The 14,635-nt window shown below is 69.4% G+C and carries 16 protein-coding genes and 1 pseudogene; 8 read left to right on the top strand and 9 right to left on the bottom strand.

The features are described from left to right. The first annotated feature begins 34 nt into the window (after positions 1–34). Positions 35–1,384 carry an MFS transporter gene (locus IE247_RS09385; RefSeq protein ID WP_373305529.1) on the top strand — a complete coding sequence of 450 codons (1,350 nt, stop codon included), beginning with the start codon at positions 35–37 and terminating at the stop codon, positions 1,382–1,384. Here IE247_RS09385 and IE247_RS09380 read toward each other — a convergent pair. Then, a complete protein-coding gene (locus tag IE247_RS09380; RefSeq protein ID WP_190122558.1) occupies positions 1,338–1,958 on the bottom strand; it encodes a flavin reductase family protein in 621 nt (206 codons plus the stop codon). The two genes, IE247_RS09385 and IE247_RS09380, sit on opposite strands and share 47 nt — an antisense overlap. A gap of 97 nt (positions 1,959–2,055) precedes the next feature. On the opposite strand from IE247_RS09380, the gene IE247_RS09375 reads away from it, so the two are divergent. Next, the gene (locus IE247_RS09375) at positions 2,056–2,964 is read left to right on the top strand and encodes a hypothetical protein (protein ID WP_190122492.1); all 909 of its coding nucleotides are present in this window, start codon (positions 2,056–2,058) and stop codon (positions 2,962–2,964) included. Positions 2,965–2,978: 14 nt separating this feature from the next. Here IE247_RS09375 and IE247_RS09370 read toward each other — a convergent pair whose 3' ends face one another. Continuing rightward, positions 2,979–3,803, bottom strand: coding sequence for an enoyl-CoA hydratase/isomerase family protein (locus IE247_RS09370; protein WP_190122491.1), 825 nt, complete (start codon positions 3,801–3,803; stop codon positions 2,979–2,981). Continuing rightward, a complete protein-coding gene (locus IE247_RS09365; RefSeq protein ID WP_190122490.1) occupies positions 3,800–6,040 on the bottom strand; it encodes an acetate--CoA ligase family protein in 2,241 nt (746 codons plus the stop codon). The genes IE247_RS09370 and IE247_RS09365 overlap by 4 nt, the downstream gene beginning before the upstream one ends. A 184-nt stretch (positions 6,041–6,224) precedes the next feature. On the opposite strand from IE247_RS09365, the gene IE247_RS09360 reads away from it, so the two are divergent. Beyond that, the gene (locus IE247_RS09360; protein WP_190122489.1) at positions 6,225–6,437 is read left to right on the top strand and encodes a cold-shock protein; all 213 of its coding nucleotides are present in this window, start codon (positions 6,225–6,227) and stop codon (positions 6,435–6,437) included. 55 nt (positions 6,438–6,492) lie between these two features. Here the strand turns inward: IE247_RS09360 and IE247_RS09355 are convergent, their stop codons facing one another. The 4 genes from IE247_RS09355 to IE247_RS09340 all read right to left on the bottom strand — a co-directional run bounded on the left by IE247_RS09355 (position 6,493) and on the right by IE247_RS09340 (position 9,499). Continuing rightward, positions 6,493–7,035 carry a DapH/DapD/GlmU-related protein gene (locus IE247_RS09355; protein ID WP_190122488.1) on the bottom strand — a complete coding sequence of 181 codons (543 nt, stop codon included), beginning with the start codon at positions 7,033–7,035 and terminating at the stop codon, positions 6,493–6,495. 65 nt (positions 7,036–7,100) lie between these two features. Continuing rightward, positions 7,101–7,733 carry an HAD-IA family hydrolase gene (locus tag IE247_RS09350; RefSeq protein WP_190122487.1) on the bottom strand — a complete coding sequence of 211 codons (633 nt, stop codon included), beginning with the start codon at positions 7,731–7,733 and terminating at the stop codon, positions 7,101–7,103. 96 nt (positions 7,734–7,829) lie between these two features. Further along, on the bottom strand, positions 7,830–8,372 hold the full coding sequence (locus IE247_RS09345; RefSeq protein WP_190122486.1) for an NUDIX hydrolase: 543 nt from the start codon (positions 8,370–8,372) through the stop codon (positions 7,830–7,832). A 5-nt stretch (positions 8,373–8,377) separates the two neighbouring features. Beyond that, positions 8,378–9,499 carry an adenosylhomocysteinase gene (locus IE247_RS09340; protein WP_190122557.1) on the bottom strand — a complete coding sequence of 374 codons (1,122 nt, stop codon included), beginning with the start codon at positions 9,497–9,499 and terminating at the stop codon, positions 8,378–8,380. A gap of 217 nt (positions 9,500–9,716) precedes the next feature. Between IE247_RS09340 and IE247_RS09335 the strand changes: the two genes are divergently transcribed. The 3 genes and pseudogenes from IE247_RS09335 to IE247_RS09325 all read left to right on the top strand — a co-directional run. Continuing rightward, entirely contained in the window at positions 9,717–10,463 is a 747-nt protein-coding gene (locus IE247_RS09335) for a DUF6879 family protein (protein ID WP_190122485.1), read from the top strand. 12 nt (positions 10,464–10,475) lie between these two features. Beyond that, complete coding sequence (locus tag IE247_RS09330) at positions 10,476–11,327, top strand: helix-turn-helix domain-containing protein (protein ID WP_190122484.1); 852 nt, start codon at positions 10,476–10,478, stop codon at positions 11,325–11,327. A 2-nt stretch (positions 11,328–11,329) separates the two neighbouring features. After that, positions 11,330–11,767, top strand: a pseudogene (locus IE247_RS09325) (YdcF family protein); the annotation flags it as partial. 224 nt (positions 11,768–11,991) lie between these two features. On the opposite strand, the gene IE247_RS09320 reads toward IE247_RS09325, so the two are convergent. Together IE247_RS09320 and IE247_RS09315 are read right to left on the bottom strand one after the other, a co-directional pair. Then, on the bottom strand, positions 11,992–12,228 hold the full coding sequence (locus IE247_RS09320; RefSeq protein ID WP_190122483.1) for a DUF397 domain-containing protein: 237 nt from the start codon (positions 12,226–12,228) through the stop codon (positions 11,992–11,994). Between the two features lie 121 nt (positions 12,229–12,349). After that, on the bottom strand, positions 12,350–13,615 hold the full coding sequence (locus IE247_RS09315; protein ID WP_190122482.1) for an NsdA family TPR-like regulatory protein: 1,266 nt from the start codon (positions 13,613–13,615) through the stop codon (positions 12,350–12,352). A gap of 217 nt (positions 13,616–13,832) precedes the next feature. Here IE247_RS09315 and IE247_RS09310 point away from each other — a divergent pair, with 217 nt between their 5' ends. After that, entirely contained in the window at positions 13,833–14,267 is a 435-nt protein-coding gene (locus IE247_RS09310) for an ATP-binding protein (RefSeq protein WP_190122481.1), read from the top strand. Between the two features lie 116 nt (positions 14,268–14,383). Next, positions 14,384–14,623: a hypothetical protein gene (locus tag IE247_RS09305; protein ID WP_190122480.1), complete on the top strand. Its 240-nt coding sequence runs from the start codon at positions 14,384–14,386 to the stop codon at positions 14,621–14,623. Positions 14,624–14,635 lie beyond the last annotated feature (12 nt).

Genomic DNA, 14,635 nt, shown 5'->3' with positions numbered 1-14,635 from the left:
CGATTCTAACGGAAGGTGTCCTCCGGGCCAGTCGATGGCGGTGGGCCGTGCGCCGGAAGCTGGATCCGTGACCGAGACACGCCAAGCCGAACCCGTTCCCCTCGCCCCCGATCCGCCCGCCCGCCGCTTCACCGTGCACCGCGCCTGGTCCGTCGCCGCCGTCGCCTTTGTGACGATCATCGGAGCCGCCGGATTCGCCTCCCTGCCGGGGCTGCTGATCGAGCCCCTCCACGAGGAGTTCGACTGGTCGCGCGGCAGCATCGGCTTCGCCGTCTCGGTCAATCTCGCGCTGTACGGGCTGACCGCCCCCTTCGCCGCCGCCCTGATGGACCGCTACGGCATCCGCCGGGTCGTCGCCGTCGCCCTCACCGTCATCGCGACCGGCTCGGCGCTCACCGTGGTCATGACCGAGCCCTGGCAGATGGTGCTGTACTGGGGTGTTCTGGTCGGCCTCGGCAGCGGCTCGATGGCGCTCGCCTTCGCCGCGACCGTCACCAACCGCTGGTTCGTCAAGCGGCGCGGCCTGGTCACCGGCATTCTCACCGCCGCCGGGGCCTCCGGCCAGCTCATCTTTCTGCCGCTGCTCTCCTGGCTGGTGGAGCACCACGGCTGGCGGCCCGCCGCCATCACCGTCGCCCTCTCCGCGCTCGCCGTCGTCCCCTTCGTCTGGCTGCTGCTGCGCGACCACCCCGCCGACACGGGCACCACGGCGTACGGGGCCGAGGTCTTCACCCCCAAGCCCCCGCCGGTCCCCGGCGCGGCCCGCCGCACCGTCGCGGTGCTCCTCAAGGCCGTGCGCACCGGCCCGTTCTGGCTGCTGGCCGGCACCTTCGCGATCTGCGGAGCGACCACCAACGGCCTGGTGAAGACCCACTTCGTGCCCGCCGCCCACGACCACGGCATGCCGATCACGGCCGCCGCCTCGCTGCTCGCCGTCGTCGGCGTCTTCGATGTCATCGGCACCATCGCCTCCGGCTGGTTCACCGACCGCTTCGACGCCCGCAGGCTGCTGGCGGTCTACTACGCGCTGCGCGGGGTGAGCCTGCTCTTCCTGCCGATGCTGCTGGCCCCCTCCGTCGAGCTGCCCATGGTCTTCTTCATCGTCTTCTACGGCCTCGACTGGGTGGCGACCGTCCCGCCGACCATCGCCCTGTGCCGTGAGCACTACGGCGAGGACAGCGCGATCGTCTTCGGCTGGGTCCTCGCCTCGCACCAGGTGGGCGCGGCGGTGGTGGCCTTCGCGGGCGGGGTGGCGCGCGACGCCTTCGGCTCGTACGACGTGGTCTGGTACGCCTCCGGGGGTCTCTGCGCGATGGCCGCGCTGATGGCCCTGGTGATCACCCGGCCCGCGCGGAGCCCGAGCCCGGACCTTCCGGCGCTCTGAGTTCGCGGAACCGCCCCCGGTGGAAGACGAGCGGCTCGCCGTCGCCCGTGGTGCCGAGCGCCTCGATCCGGCCCACCACGATCAGATGGTCGCCGCCGGTGTGCACCGCCCGGATCACGCAGTCCGCCCAGGCGGTGCCGCCCGCGAGCAGCGGCGAGCCGGTGACCGGCGCGGGGGTGTGCGCCACCCCGGCGAACTTGTCCGCCCCGCTGACCGCGAACGCCCGGCACAGCCCGCCCTGTTCCCCGCCCAGCACGGTGGCGCAGAACGCCCCGGCGCGGGCGATCCGGGGCCAGCTTGCCGAGGCGCGGCCGACCAGGAAGAGCACCAGCGGCGGATCGAGCGACAGCGACGAGAACGACTGGCAGGCGAACCCGGCCGGGCCCTCCTCGTCGCGGGCGGCGATGACGGCGACCCCGCTGGGGAAGTTCCCGAGCACCCGCCGCACCTCCGCCGGGGAGACCGGGGGCCGTCGGTCGGCCCCGGGCGGTACGGGCGGTATGGGCGCCCTGGATGCTCCGGATGCTCCGGATGCCCCGAGCGCTTTGAGGCACCTGACGGCGGTGGCGGCCATGGCCGCGTGTCCCATCACCACTCCATTGAAACTGACGGATCGTCAGATGAGAACCCTGGCGACAGCGCGGAAAAGCCCCGGGCGTACGGTCGGTCACATGGGACGAATGGGAGTTTCCCGGCCCTGGCGCTGGGAACCGAGGGATGTCGCCGTGGGGGCGGGCGCGAGCGCCGTGCAGCTCGCCGTCGCCCTCACCGCGTACTTCATCGTGGAGACGGTCACCGAGGACGACTACGGAGTGCCGCCGTCCGCGTTCGGCTTCCTCTGTCTGCTGGTGGCCGCCCCGCTGATCGTGCCCGTCGCCGGGCTGCTCTTCGCCATCGCCCTCCCGGTGCCCGTGCACAAGGTCGCCGCCTGGGCCGTACGCCGCGCGGGCGGGCCGTCACCGCGCCGGACGCTGCTCCTCCCCGCCGCCTTCACCGCCTTCGCCGCCGCCTTCGCCGCGCTCTGGGCCGTACCGCTCGCCCTGCTCGGCGCCGGATACCTCACGGCCTGGGCCTGGCTCACCGCCGGGACCGTACCGCCGCTGCTCGCCATGGCCCGCTACCGCCGCGCCGAAGCCGCGCGGGAGACCCCGTACACCCGGCTGGGCATCTGGTTCCACGCCTTCGGCGCGACCGTCCTGCTGGTGCCCGCGACGGTCGGAGCGCTGGCCCTCGCCACCATGGGCGGGGTGATCGAGGAGTACGAGCCGCCCCAGCTCACCGCCGGCCGGCTGGCCGGGGAGTGGGAGGGCCCGGACGAAGCCCTGATCCAGCTCGACGCGGACGGCGGCGCAGCCCTGATCGACGCGCCGATGGGACCCGAGGGCGAGGGCTGTCAGGGGGTGGGGGACTGGTCGATCGACGAAGAGGAGTACGGGTACCGCGACGCCGTCCGGGTGACCGGCTGCGGCGACGAGCAGTTCTGGCTGATCGCGGGCACCGACTCCCGGCCCGAACTCTCCGTGCTCGTCGGAGACCCCGACGTCGGCGATGTACGGATCTTCCTTCCCCGTACGCCCTGAACCACGGCTTCGGATCAGCGGCCCTCGAACGAGGGGCTGCGCCGCTCCACAAAGCTCGCCACGCCCTCCCGCGCGTCCCGCGTCGACATATTGATCTCCTGCGCCGCCGCCTCCGCCGCGAAGGCCGTCGCACGGTCCGACTCCAGCGAGGCGTTGACCAACTGCTTGGTCAGCGCCAGCGCCCGCGTCGGCCCCCGGGCCAGCCGCTCGGCCCACTCCCGGGCCGTCCGCTCCAGCTCGCCGTCCGCCACCACCCGGTTGACCAGCCCGATCCGCTCGGCCTCGGCGGCCGTGAGCGAGTCCCCGAAGAACATCAGCTCCTTGGCCCGCGCGGGCCCGATCAGCCGGGGCAGCAGATACGCCCCGCCGCCGTCCGGGACCAGCCCGCGCCGGACGAACACCTCGATGAACCGGGCCCCTTCCGCCGCCAGCACCAGATCGCAGGCGAGCGCGAGATGCGCGCCGATGCCCGCCGCCGTGCCGTTGACCGCCGCGATCACCGGCTTCTCGCACTCCAGCACGGCGGCGATCAGCCGCTGCGCCCCGCGCCGGACCGTCCGGGCCACCTCGCCCGTCTCCCGCTGTGCTTTCGGCCCGGCGGAGCCGCGCAGATCCGCGCCCGCGCAGAAACCCCGCCCGGAGGCGGTGATCACCACGGCCCGTACCGCCGGATCGGCACCGGCGCCGTCGAGCAGCGCGACGATCCGCTCGCGCTGCTCCCACGTCACCGCGTTCATCACCTCCGGCCGGTTGAGGGTGATCCACAGAACCCCGCCGCCGACCCGGTCCAGCACCTCGTCCCCGTACCCGTCCCTGTCCCTGGCTCCGGTCCCGCTCATCGGCACACCGCGAGCGCGTCCAGCGCCACCGCCCCCTGGCCGCGCTCCAGCACCACCAGCGGATTGATCTCCAGCTCCGCCAGGCCGTCCCCCAGCTCCAGCGCCATCCGCTGCACCCGCAGCACGACCTCCACCAGCGCGTCCACATCCATCGGCGGACCGCCCCGCACCCCCTCCAGCAGCGCCCGCCCCCGCAGCTCCCCGAGCATCGCCCGCGCCTGGTCCTCGCCGAACGGAGGGACTCGTACCGCCGTGTCCTGAAGCACCTCCACCAGCACCCCGCCGAGCCCCACCGTCACGGTCGGCCCGAACAGCGCGTCCTGGGAGACGCCCACGACCATCTCGACCCCCCGGTCCACCAGCTGGCAGACCAGCACCCCGTCCAGCTCGATGTCCTCCAGGCGCGCGATCTCGGTCAGCTCCCGGTAGACCTCCCGCACCTGACTGGCGGAGGTCAGCCCGACCGCGACCAGCCCCAGCTCCGACTTGTGCGCGAGCCGGTCCCCGGACGCCTTCATCACCACCGGGTACCCGATCAGCGCGGCGGCCCTGACCGCCGCCGCCGCGCTGGTCACCAACTGCTCGCGCGGCACCCGGATCCCGTACGCCCGCAGCAGTTGCTTCGCCGCGTGCTCGCTCAGCCGCCGGCCGGGGCTCAGCAGCTCCCGCGCCTTGCGCGCGGAGGGCGAGGGGACGCGCGGGGCCTCGTCGAAGGGCGAGCGGTAGCCGCTGGTGAAGCGGTGGTGGTCGAGATGGGCGCGTACAGCGGTGATGCAGTTGCCGAAGGTACGGAAGGTGGCGACCCGCGAGGAGCCCAGCAGCGTCTGCCGGTACGCCGCCTCCGTGCCCACCGGCGACCCCCACACCACGCACACCAGCTTCTCGGTCGCCTCGGCGGCGGCCACCAGATCCTTCGCGAGCCGGTCGCTCAGCGGCGGGAAGGGCCCCGTGATCGGACAGATCAGCACCCCGACCGCCGGGTCCGCCAGAATCGAGTCGATGATCTTCCGTCCGCGCCAGTCGCCGACCGGATGCCCGCCGTTGTCCACCGGGTTGGCGACACTGAGGTACTCCGGGATCCACTGGTGGAGTTCGCGCTGCCTCGCCGGGGAGAGCGTCGGCAGCCGCAGCCCGGCGGCGGTGGCGAGATCGGCGAAGTGCGCCCCCGTGCCACCCGAGATCGAGTACACGACCACCCCGTCCGCGACCGGCTCCCGCGCCCGCGCCAGCAGCGCCGAGGTGTCCTGAAGCTCATCCAGACCATCGACCCGGATCACCCCGTACTGTCGCATCGCCGCGTCCACCACCCGGTCCGCCCCGGTCAGCTTCCCGGTGTGCGAGGCCACCGTCCGCGCACCCGCCTCCGTCCGCCCCACCTTCACGGCGACCACCGGCACCCCGCGCCGTGCCGCGCGGTCGGCGGCGAGCAGAAACGCGCGTCCGTCCTTGAGCCCCTCGACGTAACAGGCGATGGCCCCCACCTCGGGCCGCTCACAGAAGTACGAGATGAAATCGGCCGTCTCCAGATCCGCCTCATTGCCCGTGGGCGCCCAGTGAGACAGCCGCACCCCCAGCTCCTGAAGGGTGAAGACCGGCCTTCCCTGGTGCCCCGACTGCGTGATCAGCGCGATCGCCGGCCCCGGCAGATCCTCCCGGAACGCCTCGAAGGCATTCAGATTCGTATTCGGCCCCAACAGCCTCACCCCGGCCCGCCGCGCCTCCTCCGCCAGCCGCTCCTGCGCCCGCGCCCCCTCCGCCCCCGTCTCCGCGTACCCCGACGCGAACGCCACCGCGAACCCGATCCCCGCCTCCCCCAACTCCCCGACCAGCGGAAGCGGATCCCGTACCAGCAGCACCGCCAGATCCACCGGCTCCGGCAGCTCCCCCAGCTCCCCCACCGAGCCCACACACCGCAGCCCGTACACCCTCTCCCGCCCCGGATGCACCGGGTGCACCCGCGCCCCCACCCGCTCGGCCCACCCGATCAGCCGCCGAGTGATCCCCGCACCCGGCCTCCCCTCCTGATCGGACGCCCCGACCACCGCGACCGCCCTGGGCCGGAACAACCGGTCCAGATCGGGCACCGGCGCGTACAGCGGCCGTCCGCTGACATCCAGATCACCGTCGCTCGCGGTCGCCGACACGGCGTCGCGGACCGCGTCGCGGGGATCGACTCCGCAGGCGACGACACGTGCGCGGAGGCCGGAGGTGAGGGTGCCGTGAGTGGATCCAAGCATCGCTGAGCCCCGCTCCTGCTCGGTGCAAATAGCTGACGCTCAGTCAGGTTACTGGCCGGGAGCGGAGTCAGGAAGGGGTGAAGTTCCGGGATGTTCCCAGGCGTACGGAGTGCCACATGTCATGATCGTTGGCGGCCTTCGCGCCGAAGACGATTGACCACCTGTTGATGAGCTGGGGGAAGACATGGCCGAGCGCCAGAACGGCACTGTGAAGTGGTTCAACGATGAGAAGGGGTACGGCTTCATCACCCCCGAGTCCGGAGCCGATCTGTTCGTCCACTTCCGGGCGATCGAGGGCAACGGCTTCAAGTCCCTCAAGGAGGGCCAGAAAGTGACCTTCGAGGCGGTCCAGGGACAGAAGGGCCTCCAGGCCGACAAGGTCCAGGTAGCGGGCTAGCACTCCACGCCCCGCCCGCACCGGTGCCCACCGGTGCGGGCGGCGGAGTTGACCGTCACCACTCCCGTTTCACGGTCGCCTTGCCGCCGGTCACCAGGCTCGCCGGCGGAACGTCATCGGCCACCACCGCACCTGCGGCGATCACAGCGTCACGTCCGATGCTGACGCCGGGCAGGATGGTGGCACCGGCGCCGATCCACACATTCTCCGCCACATCGATCGGCGCACCGGTGAGATACAGCCGCCGCTCCTCGGGATCAACCGGGTGGCCGCCGGTGATGAACGTGACCTTCGGGCCGACCATCACCCGCTCGCCGAGCCGGATGCCCGCATAGTCCAGGAACGTGCAGTTCTGGTTGATGAAGACGCGCTCGGCCAGATCGAGGTTGAGTCCGTGGTCCGTGTAGAAGGGCGGATAGATCGTGACTCTCGGCAGCAGCGGTCTGCCGAGGATCCGTTCAAACAGTTCCGCCTTGCCCGCTTCGTCCTCGAAAGGCAGGACATTCAGCCGGGAGGTCAGCTCTGTGACCCGCAGGACCCTCTCGGCCATGGCCTGGAACTCGGGACTGTGGATGGGCATGAGGCGGTCACTGGGCATGTCGCTGTCTTTCCGGTCTGTCGATGTCAGTTGGCTCCGCTCCCACGTTCACCTGTGACGCCTCTTCAAGCAGGAGTGGTGTCGAGGAGAAGAGCGTCCAGGGCCGCTGCGGTGGCGGTGGGGTCGGTCGTGTGATGCACGGTACGGATGCCCAGGGCCTCGGCGGGCGGCAGGTTCTCCGCGTGGTCGTCCACGAAAACACACTCCGGACCGGTCAGGCCCAAGGAATCGAGAGCCCGCCGATAGATGAGCGAAGACGGCTTCCGTACGCCTTCCAGCTCCGACAGGATCACCACGTCGAAGAAGTCCGTCCACAACCCCTTGTCCTCGTACGGGTTGTACGGCTCGATCCCGAACGAGTTGCTCAGCATCGCGACCTTGATCCCGGCCGCACGAGCCCGCTCCGCCGCAGCGACGATCTGTGGTTCCGGGCGGAGATTCGCCAGGGCGCGCCGCATCAGGTCGGTGGAGTCGATACCCAGGATGCCGCCGATGACACGGTTCCAGTCCTCCTGGGTGGCCTCACCGACCTCAAGCGCCGCGTAGATCGCGACGCCGTCGGGATGCTTGCCCAGGGCTGCGAAGTACGCGCCCGGAGCCAGTCCTTCCGATCTCTCGAACGCCTGTCCGTTGAGCCGCATCCGAGTGGTGAGCACACCACCGAAGTCGAGGATCAGGCCACGGTACGGAGTGGGCATAGCGGCCTCCCAGCCGATCTGGTCATGCGTGTGAGTGGTCGCTGAGGTCGGGAGCGGAGCCAGGAAGAGGGGACGCGAGGGCGGCCGGTCCCGAGGTCAGCTCATCGCTTGGGCGAGTCGCCGACCCAACTTCTCGTCATGCAGGGTGTCGGCTGCTCGCCAGGCGGCATCGGAGACTTCTTCGGCCTGGAGTTCACCGATGCCGGCCGCGGTGCGGAAAAGGAAGCGGAAGTCGAAGTGCTGGTGAGCGGTCTCGTCCTTGGCGGGATTGGCGTCGATGGGGTGGATGTCGATGTGCAGCGGGGTCTCTCCCTCCGGGGTGACCAAGTGAGGCGGGATCCCGGTCTCCTCGGCCAGCTCCCGGCCCGCGGCCCGCAGAAGCGTCTCGTCGGAGGACTCCAGATGGCCGCCGGGCAGAAGCCATTTCCCGGTCGCGTTGTGGAGGATGTGCAGTACGCGTCCGTCCGCGCCGACGAGGACCGCGCCTGCGGTGATGTGGCCGGGCAGCGTCTTCCGGCTGGTGAGATCGCCGACGCCGTCGATCAGGCCGAGTACCGCTTCGAGCGCGCGCTCGTCCTCGGGGTACCGGTCGAGATAGGCGGCGATGGTCGTACGGATGTGTTCTTGCGTGATGGTCACGGTGATCACCTGTTGAAGTAGGAGAGCCAGGTCGCCGCGATGGCTTCCCGGTCGGGTGCGGGGACCTCATGGATACCGGGGGCGAGGTCTTCGCGGGTGAGCATCCTGATCGCGGCGAGGATCTCGGCCTGGACCAGGAAGATGAACGGCCCAACGCTCGCGCCGTGGAGGAAGTTGACGGCGTTGCCGCCATTCACCAGATAGAAGTAGTGGCCGGTGGTCCGGTAGCGGACGACATGGTCGCCGGCCTGACTGCGGGTGTAGACCTCGGGAAGCCCGGCGAGGTCGAGTTCGTCCTCGCTGGAGGTGACGGTGGCGATGTAGGCACCGTTGCGCAGATGGGCGAAGTCCTCGCCACGCAGCGAGACCGCACCGGTCGCGCAGAGCACCAGACCGGCCCCGGTCAGCGCGGCTTCGCGGTCGCGGGCGACCGTGAAGCCCTGGGACAGGGCCTGGGTGCGACGGACGGGGTCGATGTCGAAGACGGTGACCCGCACACCCTTGGCGTGCAGCAGGCGGGCGATGCTGGAACCGAGCTTGCCGAAGCCGATCACCAGGGCCGGGCGGCCATGGAGGATGTCGCCGCGTCCGCGCATGACAGCCTCGGTGGAGAAGACCACCGACTGGCCGACGAGGAAGTCCTCGGGGTCTTTTAACGGAGACCGGGCCACGGAGACGACGGGGCAGGGCAGCTTGTCCAGTTCCTCATATCGGCGGTGCCCGTTCTCGGTGTCCTCGATCACCCCGGCGAGCCGCCCGGTGAAGCGACTGTGGACCTCGGCAAGGCTCGGGGCGAAGTATCCGCCGACGTCCAGGAGACAGACCGTCTCGCCCGAGGCCCGGTCTTCGAGGTACTCCAGAGCGGTGCCGTCGTCGGTGAACAGCTCACGGGTGAGGGCGTCGATCCTGTGTGTCCGCTCGACCTCGCGCTCCGCGTCCGGCTGGACTGACTTCGGCTTGGGCAGAACTGCGGCGAGCCGGGTCATCGCGGCGACCGCCCGGACGAACGCGGGACGCTCGGCCAGCAGGTGCGTGATCAGGAACGAGGTGCACTGCTCAGCGGGAGCGAAGTGAGTGGCGATCCGGGCGAAGTAGGCGTCCAGCCTCGCGCGTTCGAAGGTTTCCATATCGATGCCTCTCATCGGGGCACTGGTGGCTGCTGTCGTAGCCATGTCCCGGACCCTAGAAGCCGGGGGTCGGCCGGCGATACGCTGTTTTCTCGAATTTGCTCGATGGTGGATGGAGATTGCCGGTGTTTTCTCCCAGCCTCTGCCCGACCTTGTGGAATCGAGCCGGGCACCCGGCCATGCTGTGGGATCGACACCCCGGGAAGGGAGAGCGTCCATGGCTCGTCGGTTGCGCTTCACCGGCACAGACAGCAAGGTCGGCGGCTGCCCCGCTCTGCACGCGGACGAGGACAGCGGAGAGGTCATCGTCCAGGGCACGCCCGTCACCGACCCCGAAGACCTCGAACAGCTCCAGCACCTCGGGCCGGACGAGGCAGCGGTGGTCGTACCACGCGAACTGCTTGTGAACTGGGGGCCGAAGGAGATGGAGCGGGTGCCGGAACTGGTCGGCCAGGACACCTTTCTGCGCCTCTTCGAGACCTTCGAGCACACCGCCTGGCGGCTGGAGACACGGCGCGGCTACGCGTCGGACCGACAGGACCCCGACTACCAGGCGTTTCTGGCCACGGGCTCCTCACCCTGCGACCCCGAAGAGCCCTGGTTCATCAACATCAAGAGCCAGACGGACGCAGGCAAGACAGTCGGCCGCGTCCGCGTCGCCGACGACCCGCCCACCACGGAACAGCTGTTCCTGCTCGACTACGCCCGGCACAACGCGGCCGTCGGCGAGGACATCCGCTACCTGCGACGCGAGGACGCCGCTGCCCTGCCCGCCGAAGACTTCTGGATCTTCGACTCGCGGCTTGTGGCCCTGCTGCACTTCGACGACGCCGACAACCTGCTGAACATCGAGCTGATCACCGAACCGGCCGAGGTCGTGCGGTACGCCATCGCGCGTGACGCCGCTATGCATCACGCCGTGCTGTTCGACCGGTTCGCCGCACAGGCAGCCCCGGCCGAGTAGCGCGCGAGACCGGTGAGCACCGACTACCAACAGGCACGGGCGGCCTTGGGGACACGGCTGCGCGAACTGCGTCTCACGTGCCCTGATGGTCGGCTCACCGGTCAACAGCTCGCGCAGCGGCTCGGCTGGCCCGGCTCCAAGGTCAGCAAACTGGAGAACGGCAAGCAGACGGCCACCCCCGAGGATCTCAGGGCATGGGCCACAGCGACCGGGCATCCTGGCGCGTACCCCGAGCTCGCCGCCCGCCTGGCCGGGTTCGAATCCCACATCAGGTCATGGCGTCGGGCCCTGGCGAACGGCTTCAAGCCGATGTACGAAGGGCTGAGCGCGGAGATCGACCGCACCTCGGAGATGTGGATCTGGGAAGAGTCGGTCATCGCCGGGCTGATGCAGACCCCCGAATACGCCCGCCACGTCCTCCAGCGCTATTCGAAGCTGCTGGGGGGCGCCGACGACATCGAGGCCGCCGTACGCTCCCGGGCGCAGCGCCAGGAGTGGCTGTACCGGCCCGGCCACAAGCTGCACGTGCTGCTTTGGGAAGCCGCCTTACGGTCACTGATCTGCCCGCCCTCAGTGCTGGCCGCCCAGCTCGACCGCCTTACCGGGATGCTCGGGATGGACACCGTCGAGCTGGGCATCATCCCGTTCACGGCACCCGTCAAGATCGCGCCCGCCAATGGCTTCTGGATTCTTGACGACCGCCTCGTGGTCGCCGAGGACTGGCACGCCGAGCTGTGGTTGGACGACGCCGACAACATCGCCCTGTATTCGAAGGTCTGGCGCACCCTTCGAGAGTCGGCCGTGTACGGGGCCGATGCCCACAACGTCATCAACGCGGCCAGGAGAGACTTGAATCCGCGTTGACCGGAGAGGCCGTCTGCTTTCGCGAGCACGCCATCGACCTCGGGGTCCCCGCCGAGGTGATCCTGCTGGAGCCCAACGCGACGAACACCGGGCAGAACATCACCCTGGCCCGCGAGGTTCTCGCCGCTGCCGGGATTCACCCGGCCACCGTGCTGCTGGTCTCCAAGCCCTACATGGAAAGGCGGTCGTTCGCGACCGCCCGCAAGCTGTGGCCCGGCGTCAAAATTCTCTGCGCCTCGGAGTCGCTGGAGTTCGACGAGTATCTGAAGTCCGTCGGCGACGAGAAACTCGTCCTGGACATGCTCGTCGGCGATCTCCAGCGGGTGATCGAGTATCCGGGGCTCGGGTTCGCCATCGAGCAAGAGGTTCCCGAGGATGTGCGTGCCGCGTACGAGTCCCTCATCGGCGACGGCTTCACCAGCCGGCTCATCGCCTCTTGACCTTCCCGAGCCGGGCGGGCTGTGCGCGATTCACCAACCGAATCTCCTGCCTCGGCTGACCGCGCTGGCCAAGCTGTTCGCGGCGGACTACTGGATCGTCAAGGATCAGGCCACGGTGCAGAAAGGACAAAGCTACTTCCCGGCTGGGCATAAGTGGCATGAGTTCCCTGGGCTCTCCGTTGCGACGGGCACTTCAGGCGGCCTGCGGCGGATCTGCTTGTTGGTCAGCGGCAGATCCCGTCCACCCCGGAGACGAATGCCGAGAATGACTCCTGCCGGAACAGCAGAATGGGGCCTTGCGGGTTCTTTGAATCGCGGACGGCGATTCCCTTGCGAGGTGTGTATGCGCAGTTGGCGACCTCTACGCAGTCACTTTCGCCGGCGCTGGCGGCTGCTTTCTTCCAGGCGGATTCGGGAATGTCTGCGAAAGGCAGGGCTGTCTTGTCGCGCACGGATTTCATGAACGATTCCTTTTCTCGATACCGATCAGGAGGTGCATGCATCCTGCATGAAATGAATGAAGGGTTCGACGCTTGCGGTAGGTGCAACCTCCATTCCGTTCTGCGTTCGGGGCCCCAGTTTTCATGTGTGGTGTCCCGCCAGGGCGCGGATGTCTTCTCGTAGGCCTCGTGCCGCGCTGCTTTCCGGCAAGGCGCGGACGAGATCGCGCATTCGTGCATTGACCATGGCCATGCCCATGTAGCCATGGGAAACAGCCGTATCGAAGGCTCGCCGAGCCGCCCACACGCCACGCTCCACGTCGCCAACCTTTACATGTGCCATCGCAGCGTCGCACAGCACGGCGATACTGATCTTTGGCTGCCCATCGCCCAGCCGGGACAGGGACTCATCCGCCTGCCGCGCTGCTTCCGGATGTCCCAGCCGGGTGTACGTCGACACCGCCATGGAGTCGAGACGAGCCGGCCGGAGGAAGCGCACCCAAGACTGCTCCCGCTCAGGAACGGCGTACTCGTAAGCCAACCGTGCGCGATCCAGAGCGCGCACCGCGTCGCCCGACTCTCCGGTTCGGGCATGCTCTTCCGCCTCCCTCGCCGCTGTCCACGCGAGTGCGGTGGCGTACCCGGGCCCTTTGACCATCTCTTGGGCCTCGCGCAGCAAACGGGCGGCTCGGACCGGGTCGTTCATCCCGTAGGAGCCGTACGCCATGGCCAGAGTCTCCAATGGAGGGTGCCCGGCCTCTCGGGCGGCTTTTCGCACGGCCCGGTAGTAGTGGGACGCGGCATCACGATCCCCTTGGTCCCAGGCCGCCCATCCCGCGAGGGCGGCGGTTTCACCGGCGGCGATGATCAGTTCCTTGCGATGGCGGCCCGCGCGGGGGATCACCGCCGTGATCATGTCGACATGACCGGCAAGGCGTGCGGACAACAGTGCTGCCGGAACGTGTTCCTCATCGAGATAGAGCGCGGCCGTCGCATCCGTCAACTGCCGTGCGAGCGCTTCGTCCACAGCTCCTCCGGAGAGCGCCGCAGCGAGCCGCCCCCAAGGCTCCGCGACCGATCCCGCTGTTATGGCCGCCGTACCGAGAAACTTCCTCCGGTCCACTGGACCCTCCGTATCACCGTCTCGTAGTGAAAGCCGTTCGACCCTGCGCAGCCGCCGGGTCGTTGCCGCCGCTCTGCCGAGCAGGCTCGTCGGCACACCGAACGACTCCGCCAACTGCCCCCGCCAGTAGGGGCCGGGAATCACACACCGCTCCCAGTCAGAGACCTGATGCCGGTCCACATACCGCCCGGTCAAGCGGTTCAGCTCGTCGGCCTGCTCCTGCTGGGTACGCCCGGCGTTCTGACGCAGTTCTCGCAGCAACGCCCCGATGCTCTGTTCTCGCATAGTGCACCCTCCGGCTCAGCACGCCCAGCACGTATCGCAGACGCCAACACCGCAAGCCAACACGAGGTAACGCCCCACACAGGGCCGACTCCCCCACTTCGTTCCCCGCCCTTGAATGGTGTGCGCCGCCGGATCGATCCCCGGCCCGCGCGGCATTGACCGAGCATCCGGCCCCTTCCCCAAGGGGCTGTGTTGAACCACCCGGAGGGAAGACCTCGTGCCGACAACGGCGATCAGGGCCGTCTTGGACCGTCACTGCTACAGCCGGACCCTGCCCGGCAAAGCGGTGTCCGCACGCAGCGCCCGTACGCTTATTCGCGAAGCGCTGGAAGCCTGGAAGCTCGGCGAGTTCGAGCACACCGCCGCACTGATCGTTTCCGAGCTGGTCGGCAATGCCGTGGTCCACACCGCGTCCCGGCGAATCCGGGTCTCCGTCAGCAGGCCGGCTATTGATCGGGTGCGAATCTCCGTCTCCGACAAGTCCGTCAGGCAGCCCGAGCCAGGGCGGCCGGAGAGGGACGACGGCGGCGGCCGGGGCCTGCTGATCGTGGAGGCGATGGCCTCGCGCTGGGGCAGTGACAGAAGACGTTGGGGAAAGGTCGTCTGGGCTGAGATCCATACCCCGATCAGGCCGAGTGACGACAGCCGGTGACAGCCGCAGAGCGAAGACGCACAGCGCGGCGTCCCGTTGCCCGTTCCCCCGGCCGACCTGTTCCCACTCGGCGACCAGGACCACCCCCGTACCCCCAGAGAACAGGAGCCAGAAAAGTGCCACGCCGTACGCCGGTGGAGACGGCGGCCGCGCGCAGCCGCGTCGTCGCCGACCGGGCCACCGTCATCGCGCGCTACACCCGGGGCGACTCGCTCAAAGCCATCGCCCGGGCGTACGACGTCCACGCGCCGTGGCTCGTGGCACGGCTCACTCGGTGGGGTGTGGAGCTGCGGGAGCACAACGCGCCCCCGGCGGCCACACCCATGTGTGCGGGGGCGGTGGGACGGGGGCGGTGACGGGCGTCCGCT

Origin of the sequence: Streptomyces inusitatus, from assembly GCF_014651115.1 — a bacterium.
In the GTDB taxonomy this organism is placed as follows: Bacteria; Actinomycetota; Actinomycetes; order Streptomycetales; family Streptomycetaceae; genus Streptomyces; species Streptomyces amakusaensis.
The sequence above is the reverse complement of the archived record's forward strand: the minus strand, read 5'-3'. Positions and strand labels throughout refer to the sequence as shown.